This window comes from Sulfuriferula multivorans, from assembly GCF_003851125.1.
Classification (GTDB): domain Bacteria; phylum Pseudomonadota; class Gammaproteobacteria; order Burkholderiales; family Sulfuriferulaceae; genus Sulfuriferula; species Sulfuriferula multivorans.
The window spans coordinates 1-19,066 of record NZ_BGOW01000026.1 but is presented as its reverse complement, the minus strand read 5'-3'; the positions used below and the strand labels follow the sequence as shown (position 1 = coordinate 19,066).

Sequence of the window (19,066 nt, the reverse complement as noted above, 5' to 3'; positions counted from 1 at the left end):
ATGATTTGGCCATCCGGGCTATGGGTATAGGGGTCATGCTCGGCCTTGTCACTGATCGTTGTTATTTGCGCTTGCCGCCTCGCTGCCGCCCTGCATAATCGCGCGCAAACTGCCACGCCACCCGCCCGGAACGCGCGCCACGCTCCAGCGACCATTGCAGCGCAGCGCGGCGCATGGCGTCGGGGTCTTTAACCGTTACACCCAAGGCATCGAGCCAGGTTTGCACGATGGCCAGATACACGTCCTGGTCGAACGGGTAAAACGACAGCCACAGGCCGAAGCGTTCCGACAGCGAGACTTTTTCTTCCACCGCCTCGAATGGATGCACCTCATTGCCGACGTGGCGGGTGAGTTCGTTTTCTGCCATGTATTCGGGCATCAGGTGGCGGCGGTTGGAGGTGGCGTAGATCAGCACATTGTCCGGCGGCGCGGCGATGGCGCCGTCGAGCACCGCCTTGAGCGCCTTGTAGCCCGGTTCGCCGGTCTCGAACGAAAGGTCGTCGCAAAACACGATAAAGCGCTCGCGCCGCCCGACCAGCTGTTCGGCGATATCCGCCAGGTCCACCAGGTGGGCCTTGTCCACTTCGATCAGGCGCAGGCCTTTCGGTGCAAACTGGTTCAGCAGCGCTTTCACCAGCGAGGATTTGCCGGTACCTCGCGCGCCGGTCAGCAACACGTTGTTGGCCGGGCGGCCGGCCAGGAACTGGCGCGTGTTCTGCTCGATGCGCTGTTTTTGCTCGTCGATACCGGTGAGGTGTGCCAGTTCGATTTTGTGCGGATGCGGCACGGCTTCGATCCAGCCGCTGTCGCCGCGCTTGCGCCATCTGAAAGCGATCGCCGCGTCCCAGTCGGTGGCCGGCGGCACGGCCGGCAACCAGGCTTCCAGCCGCGCCAGTACGCGCTCGGCGCGCGCCAGCAATTGCGCCAGGTCAGCTGCGGTATTCGGCATTGATTTTTACGTAGTCGTAGGAGAAATCGCAGGTCCACAGGGTAGCGGCCGCATCACCGCGGTTGAGCACCACGCGCACGATGATTTCCGGCTGCTTCATCACGCGCTGGCCATCGGCTTCCTGGTAGCTTACTGCGCGGCCGCCGTTTTCCGCCACCAGTACATCGTCGAGGTAGAGCTGCAGCGTGTTCACATCGAGGTCGTCCACACCCGCATAGCCGATGGCGGCAAGGATGCGCCCGAGGTTGGGGTCGGAAGCGAAAAAGGCGGTTTTCACCAGCGGCGAATGGGCAATGGCGTAGCCGATCTGGCGGCATTCCTCCTGGCTGCGGCCGCCTTCAACGCGGATAGTCATGAATTTGGTCGCACCTTCACCGTCACGCACGATGGCCTGGGCGAGCCAAGTGGATACCTCCGTCACCGCTACAGCCAGCGCAGCGTAATCGGCACTGGCAGTGTCGGTGATTTCGGCGTTGCCCGCCTGGCCGGTGGCGATCAGCATGAACGAGTCGTTGGTGGAGGTGTCGCCGTCTACGGTGATGCAGTTGAACGATTGGTCGGCTGCGTGTTTGACCATTGCCTGCAGCGCGTCCTGGCCCACGGCAGCGTCGGTCGCCACGTAGCCCAGCAGCGTCGCCATGTTGGGATGGATCATGCCGGAGCCCTTGGCGATGCCGGTGATGGTCACCGTCTTCCCGCCAACCTGCACTTGCCTGGACAGCGCCTTGGCGACGATATCGGTGGTCATGATGGCGTGGGCGGCGGCAAACCAGTTATCGGCGCGGCAATCAGCCAGGGCGGCGGGGAGTGCCGCGATGATCTTGTCGGCGGGCAGCGGCTCCATGATCACGCCGGTGGAGAACGGCAGCACTTCGCGCTCGGCACAGCCGGCCAGACCGGCGAGCGCCTCGCACACCGCCTTGGCCGCCTGCATGCCGGCCTCCCCGGTACCCGCATTGGCGTTGCCGGTGTTGATGATCAATGCGCGCGGCGCGGCTTTTTGCAGATGGCGTCTGGCGACAGTAACCGGTGCAGCGCAGAAGCGGTTTTGCGTGAACACGCCGGCCACGCGGCTGCCGGGGGCGAGCTGCATGACGGTCACATCGCGTCGGCCGGGTTTCTTGATGCCTGCGCTGGCGATGCCGATGTTGACGCCGGCAACGGGTAAAAGCTGTTCAGACTGGGGGGGGAGCAGGTTGACGGGCATGGCGGCTGGAAGCGGGGTTGCAAAGCCGCCATTTTACCCCGGAAGCCGGGGATTGTGCGTCAGTCGCGATCTGCCGGGTGCGCCTCGCGACTCAGCATACGACAACGGTTCCATGGCCAGATTCCCTCTTTTTCAACCGAGTGGGAGAATGTAGCCAACCCTGCCAGCACGGCAATGACAAAAGCCAGTTGCTCAAATACCAAACGCGCGGTCATCACGCCAAACGGGATATCCAGAAAATCGGGTACATAGAAGAACGCTGCCAGGCAACTGAAGATAATGCTCAGAACAAGGTACATGGTGTGCCGCCCCAAAAATGAATCGCAATAATCCAGCCGGTTATTCAAGGCTGATTGAGCAAACTCCGTGCCATGCAACTCACCACAAGCAAAATCAATTTGTTACGCCAATACGTCCCTCATATTTCAGAACGCCTGTAAAAACGTCCGACATCTTTTGGGGCAGACAGATTGGTGATGTAGTCTATATTTAAGAGCCCTAATTACAATTACAGGAGTACACCATGTCTCTTTCCATGTTACCCGACGCAATTCAACTGGAACGTATAAACATGCTGAAATCCGGAATCGAAACTCTGAAAACTATGGGCAATGATGAATTTGCGGTGCAGGATCTGGCTGGGTTTCGCGAACCGGATGAGCTCATCGTTCCCGTACTTAATACCCATGTACAGCCTGACATCCAGGCCAAACAACCGGATACCGGCAGCGAGACGATGGCCTTGGTGGAGGTCAGCAGCGATCTCGGTGATGAATCCTGCGGGCGGCGCTGGCAGGCATTGGAGGCTTGGGCACTGCTGCATGATGCGCAGATGATGGTATTCGTCCACCCCGAGGATCAGACACGCGCACTGGGAATTGCGCGTGCTTGGCATGTGCCGGACGATTACATTGTGACCTTGCCCAGGCTGCATTGAGGCGTGTTAAAAACGGCAGTGTGGCTTTCCCGGACTCGCTTATCAGGAGAAAAACAAATTCTCCTAAAAAACCGTGCCCACTCTGTGACCTTGTATGTCGCAAAATAGGGTTGTAGGTTGAGCAGCATGAGATCGCAGTGTCCTGGTACTGCGTAGCAACGTAAGTACGTCACAGAGCGAAGATCCATGCTTCTCTTTTTTGGTAACTGTGTTGTGCGAACCCGAACGGTTGTACGGTTGCACACCGCATTGAACACAAGGAAGGGTCATCAACATGGAAACCAAGTTTGTCGGTATTGATGTGAGTAAGTTAACACTGGATTTTGATTGTTTACCGGAAGGCAGCCCGCAGCAGTTTGCCAACGACGTAGAGGGTATCGCAGCGCTGGTTGATCTACTCAAAGGCAGCACAGTGGAACGCATTGTCCTTGAAGCCACCGGCGGGTATGAAGCTGCCGTGGCGAGTGCCTTAGCAGTGGCCAAATTGCCGGTCGCCGTGGTGAATCCAAAGTCCGTGCGTGATTTTGCTAAAGCGACGGGCCATCTTGCCAAGACTGATCGGCTAGATGCCAAATTGCTGGCCTTGTTCGCCGAACGCATCATGCCGCCGCTACGTGCGTTGCCAGACGAAGCCCAGCGTGCTTTGGCAGACTTGCTGGGCCGGCGTACGCAATTGATCACCATGCGCGCACAGGAGAAGGCGCGCCTGACGATCGCAACGGAGTTGGCCCAAAAGGATGTTCGGCAGCACATTGCTTGGCTCGACAAGCGTATCGTTAAAATCGACGGCGATCTGGAAAAACGGCTGCGCAAATCCCCGGTATGGTGCGATAAAGTCGAGCTGCTCGGCAGTGCGCCGGGTGTGGGGCCGGTGACCACCTTTGCCCTGGTGGCAAAATTACCAGAGCTGGGTACGCTCAATCGGCAAGCGATAGCGGCGTTGGTGGGTATCGCACCGTTTAACGACGATAGCGGCACACGACGCGGGACACGATACATCCGTGGTGGACGTGCCGATGTGCGTTGCACGCTGTATATGGCGACGCTGTCCGCCATCAAACACAATCCGCCGATCAAGGCGATGTATGAGCGTTTAACAGCAGCTGGCAAACCATTCAAGCTTGCCATGACTGCGTGTATGAAGGAAGCTGTTGACCATCCTTAATGCCATGTTAAAAAAGAACCAAATGTGGAAAATTGAACCTTCTTCTTGACACGGTTACTCTGTGTTCTCTGTGGCTGCAGTTGCTTTTTCCAGGTTTAATTCAAGCGGCCCGACAAATCTTCTGGCTGGTTCACGTTGATAAACGCAGCTGCGTCGGGGAATTCAATGGTGGCGGTACGGTGGCGCGCCTGCCAGGCATGAACGGCACGGCCACCGCCAGCGAGATACTTGCCGAGGTCATCCGCCAAACGCCGTGCGCATATCATGATGGCCGGATGAGTACGTCCACCGGCGCTGGCCACGACAATCTCGGCGTGCCCCCTCAGCAGTGGCGCGGCAAGCTGCTGCACCAGATCGGCAGGCAACTGCGGGGTATCGCAGGGCACCGTGAGCACCCACTCATGGTGCGCCGCATGCAAGCCCGCCAACACGCCTGCCAGCGGCCCCTGAAATCCATCCAGGGCATCTATCACCACCGGGTAGCCCAAGGCTCGATAGTCGTCCAGATTACGGTTGGCGCTGATCAGTATCTCGTCCACCTGCGGCAGGATGCGCGCCAGCACATACGCCACCAGCGGCAGATCGTGAAATTTAACCAGCCCCTTGTCCTGACCACCCATGCGTCGTCCGGCACCACCAGCCAGAACAATTGCACTGATCGGTACTTGTGCCATTCAGTGTTTTGTCCGTACACGCCGATAGAGTGCAAAACGCTCGGAGCGGTTGCCAGGCCGATTGCCCTCCCACACTTCGCGCCAGTCTGCATGCAGTTCGGGCGGGGAGTTTTCGTCGTATTGCACCAGCAATGCCGGACAATGACTCTGGGAGGCCGAGCCCACCGGTAGCGTGCGCAAGTCGATCCAGTAATCGAGCATGGCGCGCATCGCTTCATTCAAATTCTGGCTGGCAACACAACCACGGCTGGGCAAAGCCGGTTCCATGCTGGTAATCATGCTGTGATAACTCATCCGTGCATTGACCGGATACATGAACAGGCTCGCCGCCAGCCCCCAGGTCAGCGTAATCCCCGCTGCCCAGGCAATGAGCGGACGCTGCGGCGTGCGCTTGAGCAGCAGTAACAGTGTTAGCCACGCAAAGCAGTATGCCAGCGCCAACGCCACCATGAGGGGCCTGAATTCACCTGCATAACCCGGCTGAATTTTATGCATGTGCGCAGCCAGGCGTGCGGGTATGCCCACATCAAAAGCGCTCCAGTACACCCAGGCTGCGGCAATCACAACCAGGAAAGTCATCATCGCAAACCAGTACAGCGCATTGGCGGCACCCCGGCGCAAAGTGTAAGTGCTGCCAGCGGCCAGCAATGCCAGCGGCAGCAGTAAAGGCAAGCCATGAACTTCACGCGGATCGTTGGTAAGGGAGAGCAATGCCAGCAGACTCAAAAACATCAGCAGCGGCAGTGCAATACCCGGTTCGGTCAAGCCATGGCGGCGCGCTTTCCACAGCGCCCATAGCGCCAGCGGCCACGCCGGCCAGGAAAACCAGGGCAGAAAAGTCAGGTAATACAGCGTACCCCTGCCCGCATGCGCGATGGAGGGCGCGAATCGCCCCAGGGTGTCGACGTGCCACCATTCGGCAAACACGCCGGGTGCCTGCTGATACAACATCCATGGCCAGATCAACAACCAGGGCAAGGCGCTCACCACCATGACGAGCGCCGCAGCCAGATTGACGCGCCTACGCCAGGCCGGTGCCATGACGGGCAGCAGCAGGGCGGTCAGCAGCAATGCCAGCGCTTCCAATGCGCCCACGCTCATAAACGCCATGCCAATGCCGGTGCCCGCCAGCACCGCGCCGATGAACGGACGCCTGAGATTTAAGGCAAATCCGAAACCCGCCATCGCAAAGCCTGCCAGCAGGGCGCTTTGCGGAATCGCTTCGTGTGCGCGCACCAGCAGCCCCACACTGCCGATTAACACCAGCACCGCCAGACGCCCATGTTCGCTGCTGTAGAGCAAACGACTGGTCAGTCCGGTGAAGATCAGCGCCAGCAACACGAACATGCCGGCGGTCAGACGGGTCGCATCATGCACCGACAACCAGCCGGACAAGCCTTGGGCAGCGCTGGCCGCGACCCAGGTAAACAAGGGCGGGTGAACTGGCAAAGGCTCGCCCGCCAGGGTAGGAATCGCGGCCGGCGCGCCGGACAACAGGCTGTCTACAAAGCCGATGCTGCGCGACTCATCGCCCTTCCATGGGTCATGCCCGACCAGCCCTGGTAACAGCCACGCCAGTACCAGCAACAGGGTGAGTAATGACGGTATGGCGTTATGCCAGCGCTGATTCTGCAAGGTGAGGTGCGCCGCGGACGCGGCTTGGGCGGATGACAAATTTCATGCGCAGATTCTACCGCAAAAAACAAACAAGGCAGCCTCGGCTGCCTTGTTTCGATTACGCTTGTGCGATTAAGCCCAGCGCGATGATTTATTTAATACCGTATTTCTGGCGGAATTTCTCAACGCGACCGGCGGTGTCTACAATCTTCTGCTTGCCGGTGTAGAACGGATGGCATTCCGAGCACACTTCAACATGCAGGTCTTTCGACATGGTGGAACGCGTTGTGAATTTATTGCCGCAACTGCATACGACAGCAATTTCAGGGTAGTTTGGGTGAATTTCGGCTTTCATGATCTGTCCTCAGTTGCCGCGGCGTGTACGCGGAAAGGCGGTATTATCCAGTAAAATCCTTGCTATCGCAAGGGCTTAGCGCAGCATCAGCGGCCACTGCGCATGGAATCAAAGAAATCGGCATTGTTTTTGGTGGCTTTGACTTTGTCGAGCAGGAATTCCATCGCTTCCAGATCGTCCATCGGATAGAGCAATTTCCTCAATACCCAGATTTTTTGCAATGCGTCAGCCTTGATCAGCAATTCCTCGCGACGCGTGCCGGAACGGTTGACGTTGATCGCCGGGTACAGGCGTTTTTCCGCCATGCGCCGATCGAGGTGGATTTCCATGTTGCCGGTACCCTTGAATTCCTCGTAGATCACGTCGTCCATGCGGCTGCCGGTATCGATCAGCGCCGTCGCGATAATGGTCAGCGAGCCGCCTTCTTCGATATTGCGGGCCGCGCCAAAAAAGCGCTTGGGGCGTTGCAAGGCATTGGCGTCGACACCACCGGTGAGCACCTTGCCCGAAGACGGGATGACGGTATTGTAGGCGCGTGCCAGACGGGTAATGGAGTCCAGCAGGATCACCACGTCTTTTTTGTGCTCGACCAGACGCTTGGCTTTTTCGATCACCATTTCTGCTACCTGCACATGGCGGGTGGCGGGCTCATCAAAGGTCGAGGCGACTACTTCACCACGTACCGAGCGCGTCATTTCGGTCACTTCCTCAGGACGCTCGTCAATCAGCAGCACTATCATCACCACATCCGGGTGATTGGCGGCGATGGAGTGCGCGATATGCTGCAGCATCACCGTCTTGCCGGATTTAGGACTGGCCACCAGCAGACCGCGTTGTCCTAGGCCGATCGGGGCAATCATGTCGATGATGCGGCCGGTGATGTTTTCTTCAGACTTGATTTCGCGTTCCAGCAGCAATGGCCGGGTCGGGAACAGCGGGGTCAGGTTTTCGAACAGTATCTTGTTCTTGGAATTTTCCGGCGGTTCGCCATTGACCTTGTCTACCTTGACCAGTGCAAAGTAACGTTCGCCGTCCTTGGGGATGCGGATCTCGCCTTCAATGCTGTCGCCGGTATGCAGATTAAAGCGGCGGATTTGCGAAGGTGAAATGTAAATGTCATCCGGGCTGGCAAGATAGGAGGTATCCGGCGATCGCAGGAAGCCGAAGCCGTCCGGCAGCACTTCCAGCGTTCCTTCGCCGAAAATGCTCACGCCTTTTTTGGCCTGGTTTTTAAGCAGGGCAAAGATGAGCTCTTGTTTGCGTAAACGGTTGGCGCCTTCGATCGAATTCTCGACGGCCATTTCCACCAGCTGGGTGACGTGCAACAGTTTCAGGTCAGATAAGTGCATTTATTTAGGGGGACTCATGTGCCTTGCAGGGAAGGCGGGGAACAACGTTGGAAGAGGAAAGTGCGCCTGATGTCCGGGTGATATTTTAATAAATGGACAGGCTCAGACGCACCATAACGGAACTATATATTGCTGTCAACAAAAGCTGTCAGCTGTGATTTTGATAACGCGCCGACTTTGGTGGCCTCGATGTTGCCATTTTTGAAAATCATCAGCGTTGGAATGCCGCGTATGCCAAATTTTGGCGGCGTAGCCTGGTTCTCGTCAATATTGAGTTTGGCAATTTTGAGACGGCCTGAATATTCTTTAGCCACTTCATCGAGAATCGGCGCAATCATTTTGCACGGGCCGCACCAGTCAGCCCAGTAATCCACCAATACCGGCAAGGTGGATTGCAACACCTCTTGCTCAAAGGAGTCGTCGGTGACGTAGTGAATGTGCTCGCTCATGGAATCCTCGCTTCTAGATGTGGGGTAAATTGCAGATCAGCGCAATTTTAAGGGTTGATTGGTACATGCTAGCGAAAAATACGCAGGATGTGAAGTCGGCGTCAATTCGCGCTTGCTGGTAAAATGCCGGCACTCTGTATTTGATCTTGCCAGGAACGTTGCTATGACTTACGTCGTCACCGAAAATTGCATCAAGTGTAAATATACCGATTGCGTGGATGTTTGTCCCGTAGATTGCTTCCGCGAAGGTCCGAATTTCCTGGTCATCGACCCCGACGAGTGCATCGACTGCACGCTGTGTGTGGCCGAGTGTCCGGCAGAAGCCATCTTCGCCGAAGATGACGTCCCCGCAGACCAGCAGCATTGTACCGCGCTCAACGCTGAACTGGCGGCAGGCTGGAAACCGATCATCGAACGCAAGGATCCGCCCGCCGATGCCGACGACTGGAACGGCAAACCCAACAAGCTGCCGCTACTGGAACGTTAGTACTGCGGGGTGCAACCCGACCTGATTAGCCAGACTGCCCGGCGCATCCTGGCGCAGCTGGCGGGTGATTTGCCCGATCTGTCACGCGCCTGCGTTCTCGTCCCCAACTTCCACGCCGCGCGGCGCCTCGAACAGGCGCTCGCCGTGCAATGCGGCCTGCCGTATCTGATCCCGCCGCGTATAACCACCTTCCCGGCCTGGGCCGCGACCCTGCCGGTCACCGCCGCGCTATTGCCGGACAGTCGCCGCGCCGCATTGCTGTATCAGGCCCTCAAGGCAAGCGGGCGCTTCGATAGCGCCGATCTGTGGGGCGTGTGCGACGAGCTGTTGCGCCTGTTCGACGAACTCACCCTGCATGCAGTGCATCTGCCCGACAGTCTGGCTGCGTTTACCGAGCAGTTGCGCGCCGCCTACCAGGCCAGACGCGGGCGCGGGCTGGATTTTGAAGCGCGCCTGATCCACGAATTATGGTACGCGCTGGCCGCCGATGCCCACGGCGCGCAGGATGCCGCCGCACGTTACACCTTGCAGCTGGCGGCTCTGGCCGAAACCGCTGCCGGGCCGTTGTTCGTCGTAGGGCTGCCAGGCTATTCGCCGCTGGAACAAGCTTGCCTCGACCGCTATGCCGAGCGCCAGCCGCTGGTTTACCTCACTCCCGACACCCACGGTGCAGTCCTCGATGCGCTCAGCACGGCGTGGCCTGCCGACCCGCATGCCGCGCCCATCAAACAACGCGCGCACGCCCTGCGCCACATCCAGCCCACCAGCCCGCTGACCGGACGTCTCGCCTGCTTCGGCGCCGTCAGCCTGGAACAGGAAGCACAAGCCTGCGCAACCCAGGTACGGCTGTGGCTGGCCGAGGGCAAACAACGCATCGCGGTCATCGTGCAGGACCGTCTCAGCGCGCGCCGCGCCCGCGCCCTGCTGGAACGCGCGCAAGTTCTGGTAGCCGACGAAACCGGCTGGACCCTCGCCACCACCGCCGCCAGCACCGTGCTGATGCGCTGGCTGGAAGCACTCACTGGCGGGTTTCGCTTCGAGGACGTGCTCGACCTGCTGAAATCGCCTTACCTGTTGGCCGATCAGGACGCCGTCACGCGCGGCCAGGCGGCCTGGCAACTTGAATCCGCGCTGCGCCGTCACGGCCCGGCAGCCGGGCTGAACGGGCTCAAAACACGAGTGCGCAATCTCGCTGAACACAGCGCCGCGCTCGGCGCACTGGAACGCCTGCAGCAGGCGGCCGCGGTATTGCCGCCGCGCACCGAGCTCACGCTGGCCGACTGGCTGGCGCGGCTCGCCAACAGCCTGAATGCGCTGGGTGCGCACGAGCGTCTGGTGCACGACGCGGCGGGTCAGCAGGTGCTGTCGCTGCTGGCGCGGCGCGAACACGAGCTGCTGCCCGACAGCGGGCGCTTTCAACTCGCTGAATTCCGGCGCTGGCTGGCCGGTGAACTGGAACGCGCGGTATTTGTCGACACCGGCATCGACAGCCCGGTGGTATTTACTCATCTGGCCGCCACGCGCCTGCGCGATTTCGACGCCGCGCTGATCCTCGGTGCCGACGCCGCCCACCTGCCCGGCAATGCCGGCGCCTCGGTGTTTTTCAACCAGCGCGTGCGCCGTGAACTGGGCCTGCCCACCCAGGACGACAGCCTGCGGCAGACCCAGTACGACCTGGTCCAGCTCATTGCCAATGTGGCGCACATCCGCGTGCTGTGGCGCGCCTGGCAGGATGGCGAGCGCAACCCGGTGAGCCCGTGGTTCGAGCGTCTGCAAACCCTGCACCAGTTGGCCTGGAATGACGATCTGGCCGACACCCGCCTCGCCACACTGCTGCCGCATGCCCAGCTCGCCGCGCCTGCGCCTGCGCCGCCGCCGACCCCCACCCGGGTGCCGCGCCCGACGCTCGACAGCGCGCAGGTCCCCGCCCGCATCAGCGTCAGTGCCTACAACAGCCTGCTGGCTTGTCCGTACCAGTATTTCGCGCGCCAGGTGTTGCGCCTGAATGCACTCGACGAAATCAGCAGCGAACTGGCAAAAGTCGACTACGGCCAGCTGGTTCATGCCATCCTGCACCGCTTTCACCAGACCCATCCGGTGGCCGCCGGCACCCCGCCCGAAACGCTTGCGGCCGACCTGCTGCAGTTCACCGAAGAAGCCTTCGCGCCGGTGCTGGCGGACGACTACTTCGCCCACGCCTGGCAGCATCGGTGGGCGGCACAGATTCCGCATTACGTGGCTTGGCAACTGGCGCGCGAGCAGGAAGGCTGGCGCTGGCAAGCCGGCGAGATCGATGCGGCAGAAACCTTCGACCTCGACAACGGCCAGCACATCACCCTGTACGGACGGCTCGACCGCGTGGACAGCCTGCAGGCGAGTCGCGCCGTGCTCGATTACAAGACGGGGGGTACAGCCGGACTCAAGGACAAAGCCCGAAACCCCGGCGAAGATACCCAGCTCCCCGCCTATGCCCTGCTGCTCGGCGAAGACGTCGGCCAGGCCGCGTTTGTTGCCCTCGACGGCGAACAAAAAATCGAAACCCTGGCGCTGGAAGCCGAGCCCGATGCCGCAGCCGATGCCACGCGCGAACGCCTGGTGCGCCTATTCGAGCAGTTACACGCCAGCGTGCCGTTACCCGCCCACGGGGCCGACAGCGCGTGCCAGTGGTGCGAAATGCGCGGCCTGTGCCGCAAGGATTATTGGCCGGAGGCGCAGTCATGACCCCCGCCGAATTCAACCGCACCGCTCTCGATCCCGGGCAGGCCGTCGTGGTCGAGGCGTGCGCCGGCAGCGGCAAGACCTGGCTGCTGGTGTCGCGCATGGTGCGGCTGTTGCTGGACGAGGTGCCGGCGTCGGAGATTCTGGCGATTACCTTTACGCGCAAGGCGGCGCGCGAGATGCGCGCGCGCCTGGATGACTGGCTGCGTTTCATGGCAACCGCTGAAGACGACGCGGTGCGCGCTTTTCTGGCCGAACGCGCAGTGCCGCCAGAGGCAATCGAAGCCTTGCTGCCACGTGCGCGCGGCCTGTTCGAAACTGTCCTCAGCGCACAGCCGGGCATCACCATCAGCACCTTCCACGCCTGGTTCCTGACGGTGATCGAACGCGCCCCGCTGGAGGTCGGGCTGGCCGGTTTCACGCTGGCTGAGCAGACGCACGAGCTGGAAGCCAAAGCCTGGGAAGCACTGGCCGACGATCTGGCGCGCGCGCCGGCCGCCTCGCTGACCGTGGCCATGCAAAGCCTGCTGGCCGATATCGGCCTGTACAACACCCGCGCACTGTTGTCGGCATTCATGGCGCGGCGCGGCGAGTGGTGGGCGTTTACCGAAGGGCAGCCAGACCGCGCCGCCTATGCCGTGGCGCAACTGGAAGCGGCCCTGCCGGTCGCGCCTGGCGCCGATGTGGCGGGCGATCTGCTGGGTGACGCGGCCTGGGTGGCGTTGCTGTGGGAATATCTCAAACTGCTCGCCCTGCACACTCCAACCAGCATCAAAATGGCGCAAGCCTGCGAGCTTGCCTTGTCGGCCAGCACCGCTGCCGACGACTGTTTTGATGCATTGTGTGCTGCGCTGCTGACGCAACAAGGCGAGATCAGAAAAACCGTCACCCATAGCGCCGCGCAAGCTAAAAAAATGGGCGAGTCGGTATTGTTGCGTCTGGTGGAACTGCACCAGACCATCGGCACCCGCCTGATGTCTGCCCAGGCCGCACGCCAGGCACAACGCGTGTATCAGTTCAACTGCCAGGCGTTGCGTCTCGGTGACGCGCTGCTGGAGCAGTATCAGGCACTCAAGCACGCGCGCCGGGTACTGGATTTCGCCGATGTGGAATGGCAAGTCGCCCAGCTGCTCGGCGATTCGGATCAGGCCGAATACCTGCAATACAAGCTGGACGCGCGTTACCGGCACATCTTGCTGGACGAATTCCAGGACACCAACCCGCTGCAATGGCGCGTGCTGCAAAGCTGGTTCGCTGCCGCAGAACAGGCCGACCGGATGCCCACGGTATTTCTGGTGGGCGACCCCAAGCAGTCGATTTACCGGTTTCGCGGAGCCGAGGCGCAACTGTTCGACCTGGCCGGCAACTATCTGAAGGAACGTGGCGCGGCCTACCTCACCCAGTCCACGACGCGCCGCAGTGCGCCGCCCGTGGTGCAGGTGGTGAACCAGACCTTTGCCGCAGTGGAACATGAATACACGCTGTTCAAACCGCACACTGCACACGACGGGCAACGCTCCGGCCGGGTCGAGGTGTTGCCGCTGGCGCAGCCGCCGGAGCAAGTCATAGTCGAGCACGGCTACCGCAATCCACTCACCACGCCCTACAGCGATACCGACACCCAAATGCGCGAGCTGGAAGCGCAGCAACTGGCGCAGCGCCTGAACCAGATCGTCGGCCATTGGCTGATCGACGACGAAAAAACCGGCGCGCGCCATGCCGAATACCGCGACGTGATGATCCTGGTGCGCAGCCGCACCCACCTGCCGGTATACGAGCGCGCGCTCAAGGCAGCGCATATTCCGTTTGCCACCACGCGCCGCGGCGGGCTGCTGGAAGCGCTGGAAGTGGGCGATTTATTGAGCCTGCTGGCGTTCCTGGTCACCCCTGACGCCGACCTGCATCTGGCGCGCGTGCTGCGCTCGCCGCTGTTCGATTGCGCCGACAGCGATTTGCTGACGCTGGCCAGCGCCGAGGGCAATACCTGGTGGCAGCGTCTGCGAGCGCTCGCCGACAATGCTCACGCCAGCCCGGCATTGCAGCGCGCCGCGCCGCTGCTGGCCGACTGGCACAGCCGGGCCGGACGCCTGCCGGTGCATGACTTGCTCGACACGATCTACTTTAGCGGCGAAGTGCAGGCACGCTACGCCGCCGCCGCGCCCAGCGCCCTGATCCCCGGCATCCACGCCAATCTGGACGCGCTGCTGGAACTGGCGCTGGCAATCGAAGGCGGGCGTTACCCGAGCCTGCCGCGCTTTTTGCACGAGGTTGATCTGCTGCAACAAACCGGCAACGACGCCAGCCCGGATGAAGGCAAAACCGCGCAGCTCGACAATGCCGTCACCCTGCACACCATCCACGGCGCCAAAGGGCTGGAAGCGCCCATCGTCTGGCTGCTCGACGCCGGCGCACGCAAAGCCAGGGCCGATGCCTACACCGTGCTCACCGACTGGCCGCCGGGCGCGGTGCGGCCGGCGCATTTTTCGCTGTATGGCGATAAAACCCTACGCGCTTCGTTCCAGGCGGATTTTTTCGACGCCGAGGCGCGCCATGCGCGGCGCGAAAATTTCAATCTGCTGTACGTCGCGATGACCCGCGCACGCCAGGCGCTCATCGTCAGCGGCGCCTCCAGCAAGTCGCAAAACGACAACTGGCATGGCCAGATTCTGAGCGCCCTGCGCACCGATGCCGATGCTAAAAGCGCCAGCTTCGGCACCGATCTCGACGCACCCCTACCTGCATCAACGCCAGTCGCGCCACCACCCGTCACACGCGCCGTCCTGCCACCCGGTCTCAACCAGCCACAACCTACCGGGCGCCGCATCGCACCGGTCAGCAGCAGCGAGATCAGCTACGGCATCGTGCTGCACGCCATCCTGGAACGCATCGCCCCGCCCGCCAGCGCACCGGCTGCGACCGCCCTGAAAACGGAACTGGGCAACCCGGCGGAATTCGACAGCGCCTGGCAACACGCCCAACGCCTGCTCGACACGCCGTTGCTGGCGCGCTTTTTCGACCCGGCCCAATATCGTTTTGCGCACAATGAACTGGCGTATCTGAACGCCGACGGCGAGGCGCGTCGTATCGACCGCGTGGTCGGTCTGGCAGACGCTGTCTGGGTGCTGGATTACAAATCCGGCAGCGGCGCCAGCGCCGCGCAGCTCGCCGCCCGCCACCATGCCCAACTGGAGGATTACCGCAGCGCGATCCGCCATCTCCACCCCGGCCAGCCGGTGCGCTGCGCGGTGATTGCGGCCGATGGCCGGCTGATCGAGATTGAATAGACGCGGCTGTTCTCTATACTGGAGAGTGAGCCCCTACACAAGGAACGGTCATGTTAGCCAGCTTTCTCAACGAATATCGCAGCCTTCCCGTCAGCAACCCCGGCAACAAGGTGGTGTCCTGGCATGTGTTCCGCACTGTCAGCGAAGCCGAGGAGTACACCGACAGCATCAGGCTGGGAGACGGCCAGCACATCGTCGGCGGCATGGATTCCGACACTATCGGCAAATTATGGTGGGTAGGCGTGGAAGTGGATGATATCGGGCACTGGGGCAACCCGGCCGCGGTGAACAAGCACGCCGAATGAGCGCAGGCAACGCCATCATGCCGGCGCTATTTGTCGGTCACGGCAACCCGCTGAATGTGCTGGTGCGCAACGCCTATACCGAGGCGTGGCACCAGTTTGGCCAGCACATTCCACGCCCCAACGCCATCCTGGTCATCTCCGCACACTGGTACACGCGCGGCACCGCCGTCACCGCCATGGCGCAGCCGCCGACGCTGCACGACTTCGGCGGCTTTCCGCAAGCGCTGTTCGACATCCAATACCCGGCACCCGGCGCACCCGCGCTGGCCGGGCAAATACGCGATTTGCTGGCTCCGCTGGAGGTGCGGCTCGACCTCGACTGGGGTCTGGATCATGGCGCCTGGTCGGTGCTGGTGCACATGTTCCCTGATGCCGATGTGCCGGTGGTGCAACTCGCCCTGGACGCCACGCAACCCGCCCGCTTTCACTACGAACTTGGCCGGCACTTGCGCCCGTTGCGCGAACAGGGCGTGCTCATCCTGGGCAGCGGCAACGTGGTGCACAATCTGCGCCGCGCGCACTGGGACGAGCACGCCATGCCCTACGACTGGGCTGTGGATTTCAACCAGCAAGTGCGCGACCTGCTGCTGCGCGGGGAGCATGCACCCTTGGTCGGGTATGAAGATCTCGGCGAAGCCGCCACCCTCTCCGTGCCTACGCCCGAACATTATTTGCCGCTGCTGTATGTCATCGGCGCACAAGGCGCAGAGGAACGCGCGTCAATTCTGATAGATGACATCGACATGGGTTCGATCGGCATGTTGTCGGTGGTAATTGGCTCAATCAACGCGGCAGCCGGGTAATGCGCTCTAAAACCTAGAAAAAGCAGTTGATCCACGAAACGGTTCTCGCAGGGATATTGCCCTTGGGCAATAACTCGCAAAAACACAAAAAGCACGAAATGGGGTAAGCAGGCATTTCGCCGTAAGGCGAAAGCTCGCAAAATATTCAAAGAAATAACAAGCTGTAGACCATCATCCAAAGGGTGAAGACTGAACCTAAAAACCGCGATTCAAGCCACAGAGAACACAGAGAACACTAAGGGCACAGAAATGAAGCGGTTTCCACCTATTTTTTCCGCTTCACCTGATGGGTGAAGCCAATATTTACGGCAACCAATTGTTTTTGCGAGTTGGGCGACGAGTCGCCCATCCCTGCGAACCCCGTTGCCTCTGTGAACTCTGTGTTCTCTGTGGCTAACTGATTTTTTCAGGCTGAATCAAAGCAATATATTTTTTATTTCGTGTCTTTCGTGTCTTTCGTGGATAAATCGCCGTTTTTAGGATAATAGAAATTCGGTAGCGGCTCTCCGCCCTTGTTGTCAACCACCGAAGATCATGGATATGCCATTAACAGACGGTCGAGGAAGGCGTTACTATGCCCGTTCCTCAGACTGGGCAGACGATCCATGTTTCATTAAGGCGGAGAGTATTAAATAACATTAATGTTATTTAATTATTGTTTACATATAATGCATATATTATTATGTACATAATTTTTGATAATATATTCATTATCACACAATGCACCCAGATGACCGTCAAGCCGCCCGGCGCCAACTCGACAAGCGCCTGAGTACAGTGCCTAGCGCCGAAGTGATTGCACGCCCGCAGCGTGGCTGGATCAGGGCCATCCGCGAAGCGCTCGGCATGACAACCGCCCAGCTTGCAAAACGTCTGGGCGTCAGCCAGCCACGTGTTGTGGGCATCGAACAAGCGGAAGCGAAAGGCGCGATTACCCTGGATAGCCTCGAACGTGCAGCGCACGCGCTGGATTGCCGCCTGGTCTATGCACTGGTGCCTCGCAAACCCCTGGATGCACTCGTCGAGGAACGCGCGGAACGTCTCGCGGAAAAGCGGCTAGACTCCACGCGCCACACCATGGCGCTTGAAGCGCAGGCAGTCGATACCCGCGACGAAGACGAACAGCGCAAGCGGCTCATCCGGCGTCTGGTCGAGCACGCGGGTTCCGAACTGTGGGACAACGCATGAGCGATCCTCTACTCGAAGAGGATGACGCCTCCACCCCGCTGACCGCCGAAGAACGGGATGGATTGATCCCGTCCTACGTCACCCTGCGCCACGAACTAAATGAAGCGGAACAGGCGAATATCCTTGAAGCCGAGCAATGGGCGTTCGCGCGCAAACGCAAGGTGCTCGATGAACGCTTCCTGATGGCTTTGCACAAGCGGATGTTCGGACGGGTCTGGCGCTGGGCTGGAAAGTTCAGACACACCGAACGGAATGTCGGGGTCGCCCCCTATCGCATCGCAACCGACCTGCGGCAATTGCTGGATGATTGCCGCTACTGGATCGGGCACGGCACCTATCTGCCAGACGAAGTATGCACGCGCTTTCATCACCGGCTAGTGGCAATCCATCCCTTTCCCAATGGCAACGGCCGCCATGCGCGGCTGGCCACCGATCTGCTTCTGGTCGCACTAGGCCGTCCGCGCTTTACCTGGGGCCGGACCAATCTGGTTGATCCGGGTGAAACCCGACATGCCTACGTTGCTGCCTTACGCGCTGCCGATGGCCGGGATATCAAACCTCTGCTGGAATTTGTGCGTTCTTGATCGGCTAGTGCTAGAACAATAAAAAGAGTAGCTCACGATAGCTCTTTTAAGTTGTTAGAAAAACAGTCCGAACCTGGCCCTTTGACCCCCTCTTGGTACCTTCACGTGTCAGCACCATGGACGAATGCCGGCTCAACCATTAAAACCTTATAGGCACGATTGACTCCAAGCGCTTGTAGTACTATAGTGCTTTACATGCTGCGAGACACTGGGCACGCGCATCTTTTGAGGAGTGAATCATGCACACAATTGAAGTCGATTTTGATGTTTTCAAACAACTTACAGTCCGCAGGCCAACAGAAGATGTCAGCTACAACGACGTCATTCGTGAACTTCTTGGCCTTGGTCAGAGCAAAGGGGGTGCAGCAAAGGGAACGACCGGCCCCTCACCAGACGACTGGGTGGCCAAAGGTGTGCGCTTCCCCGCTGGTACAGAGTTTCGAGCCAACTACAAAGGCCAAGTCCGAACTGGCAGCGTTGAAGGCGGCGCGCTAGTAGTCAACGGGCAACCCTATAACTCCCCATCCGCAGCGGCGGTGGCTGTCACGGCAAGCCCAGTCAATGGCTGGCGCTTCTGGGAATGCCGCCTTCCCGGCAAGTCTTCATGGCAACTCATCGAGAGCCTTCGCCGGTGAGAAAACCTTAATATTGCGGTCATGCGGGACGCGTCAAAAGCGACGCGTTACTTAGCTTTACTTTGGGCATCTCAACAAACCTTGGATTATATATGCGCCTAGACCCCATCGTTACTCGACGTTTCCATGAACTTCAACAAAAGGCGGATTCCATCATCACCGCAAGGATGGTAGATCACACGGCAACTGATGGAACCCAGTATCTCAAGGTTCCCTCGGAGCTTTATAAAGAATGGGCCACCAACGTCCTCAGTTTGCTACAACGCACCCTAGATAGTGTCGTCACGAGATAGCGAGCCAAAGCACCAAGCAGCGTATGCGGACTGCGGCCAGGAATGAGGAAGCGTTTTTAACGTAGCG

General features: G+C 60.0%; 17 protein-coding genes and 1 pseudogene. 10 read left to right on the top strand and 8 right to left on the bottom strand.

The annotated features are described in order from the left end of the window. Positions 1-61 precede the first annotated feature (61 nt). From EI185_RS12475 to EI185_RS12465, 3 genes are read right to left on the bottom strand one after another with little or no spacing between them, the layout of a single operon-like run. Positions 62-949 carry an ATP-binding protein gene (locus EI185_RS12475; protein ID WP_124705482.1) on the bottom strand — a complete coding sequence of 296 codons (888 nt, stop codon included), beginning with the start codon at positions 947-949 and terminating at the stop codon, positions 62-64. Further along, the gene (argJ, locus tag EI185_RS12470) at positions 930-2,156 is read right to left on the bottom strand and encodes a bifunctional glutamate N-acetyltransferase/amino-acid acetyltransferase ArgJ (RefSeq protein ID WP_124705481.1); all 1,227 of its coding nucleotides are present in this window, start codon (positions 2,154-2,156) and stop codon (positions 930-932) included. The genes EI185_RS12475 and argJ overlap by 20 nt, the downstream gene beginning before the upstream one ends. A gap of 59 nt (positions 2,157-2,215) precedes the next feature. After that, positions 2,216-2,455 (bottom strand): hypothetical protein, encoded by a 240-nt coding sequence (locus tag EI185_RS12465; RefSeq protein ID WP_124705480.1) that lies wholly within the window; start codon positions 2,453-2,455, stop codon positions 2,216-2,218. A 224-nt stretch (positions 2,456-2,679) separates the two neighbouring features. Here EI185_RS12465 and EI185_RS12460 point away from each other — a divergent pair, with 224 nt between their 5' ends. After that, on the top strand, positions 2,680-3,093 hold the full coding sequence (locus EI185_RS12460; protein WP_124705479.1) for a hypothetical protein: 414 nt from the start codon (positions 2,680-2,682) through the stop codon (positions 3,091-3,093). Between the two features lie 274 nt (positions 3,094-3,367). Further along, positions 3,368-4,307, top strand: a pseudogene (locus tag EI185_RS12455) (IS110 family RNA-guided transposase). A gap of 46 nt (positions 4,308-4,353) precedes the next feature. Here EI185_RS12455 and mobA read toward each other — a convergent pair. The 5 genes from mobA to trxA form a co-directional block, all read right to left on the bottom strand. Continuing rightward, a complete protein-coding gene (gene mobA / locus EI185_RS12450) occupies positions 4,354-4,932 on the bottom strand; it encodes a molybdenum cofactor guanylyltransferase MobA (RefSeq protein WP_124705478.1) in 579 nt (192 codons plus the stop codon). Continuing rightward, complete coding sequence (locus tag EI185_RS12445) at positions 4,933-6,606, bottom strand: ArnT family glycosyltransferase (RefSeq protein WP_124705477.1); 1,674 nt, start codon at positions 6,604-6,606, stop codon at positions 4,933-4,935. A gap of 94 nt (positions 6,607-6,700) precedes the next feature. Continuing rightward, positions 6,701-6,904 (bottom strand): 50S ribosomal protein L31, encoded by a 204-nt coding sequence (rpmE, locus tag EI185_RS12440; RefSeq protein WP_124705476.1) that lies wholly within the window; start codon positions 6,902-6,904, stop codon positions 6,701-6,703. An 86-nt stretch (positions 6,905-6,990) separates the two neighbouring features. Then, a complete protein-coding gene (gene rho, locus EI185_RS12435) occupies positions 6,991-8,253 on the bottom strand; it encodes a transcription termination factor Rho (RefSeq protein WP_124705475.1) in 1,263 nt (420 codons plus the stop codon). Positions 8,254-8,375: 122 nt separating this feature from the next. Continuing rightward, complete coding sequence (gene trxA / locus EI185_RS12430) at positions 8,376-8,702, bottom strand: thioredoxin TrxA (RefSeq protein WP_124705474.1); 327 nt, start codon at positions 8,700-8,702, stop codon at positions 8,376-8,378. Positions 8,703-8,865: 163 nt separating this feature from the next. Between trxA and fdxA the strand changes: the two genes are divergently transcribed. The 8 genes from fdxA to EI185_RS12390 all read left to right on the top strand — a co-directional run bounded on the left by fdxA (position 8,866) and on the right by EI185_RS12390 (position 18,706). Then, complete coding sequence (gene fdxA, locus EI185_RS12425; RefSeq protein ID WP_124705473.1) at positions 8,866-9,189, top strand: ferredoxin FdxA; 324 nt, start codon at positions 8,866-8,868, stop codon at positions 9,187-9,189. A gap of 9 nt (positions 9,190-9,198) precedes the next feature. Beyond that, positions 9,199-11,910, top strand: coding sequence for a PD-(D/E)XK nuclease family protein (locus EI185_RS12420; protein WP_124705472.1), 2,712 nt, complete (start codon positions 9,199-9,201; stop codon positions 11,908-11,910). Then, positions 11,907-15,191 carry a UvrD-helicase domain-containing protein gene (locus tag EI185_RS12415; RefSeq protein WP_124705471.1) on the top strand — a complete coding sequence of 1,095 codons (3,285 nt, stop codon included), beginning with the start codon at positions 11,907-11,909 and terminating at the stop codon, positions 15,189-15,191. The genes EI185_RS12420 and EI185_RS12415 overlap by 4 nt, the downstream gene beginning before the upstream one ends. Positions 15,192-15,241: 50 nt before the next feature. After that, entirely contained in the window at positions 15,242-15,496 is a 255-nt protein-coding gene (locus EI185_RS12410; RefSeq protein WP_124705470.1) for a hypothetical protein, read from the top strand. Continuing rightward, on the top strand, positions 15,493-16,299 hold the full coding sequence (gene ygiD, locus EI185_RS12405) for a 4,5-DOPA-extradiol-dioxygenase (protein WP_223247817.1): 807 nt from the start codon (positions 15,493-15,495) through the stop codon (positions 16,297-16,299). Before EI185_RS12410 ends, ygiD begins: the two co-directional genes overlap by 4 nt. 720 nt (positions 16,300-17,019) lie before the next feature. Next, on the top strand, positions 17,020-17,487 hold the full coding sequence (locus EI185_RS12400; protein WP_124705469.1) for a mobile mystery protein A: 468 nt from the start codon (positions 17,020-17,022) through the stop codon (positions 17,485-17,487). Further along, positions 17,484-18,071 (top strand): mobile mystery protein B, encoded by a 588-nt coding sequence (locus tag EI185_RS12395; RefSeq protein ID WP_124705468.1) that lies wholly within the window; start codon positions 17,484-17,486, stop codon positions 18,069-18,071. The genes EI185_RS12400 and EI185_RS12395 overlap by 4 nt, the downstream gene beginning before the upstream one ends. 239 nt (positions 18,072-18,310) lie before the next feature. Continuing rightward, positions 18,311-18,706, top strand: a complete 396-nt coding sequence (locus tag EI185_RS12390; protein ID WP_124705467.1) for a DUF2924 domain-containing protein — start codon at positions 18,311-18,313, stop codon at positions 18,704-18,706. The last annotated feature ends 360 nt before the right edge of the window (positions 18,707-19,066 follow it).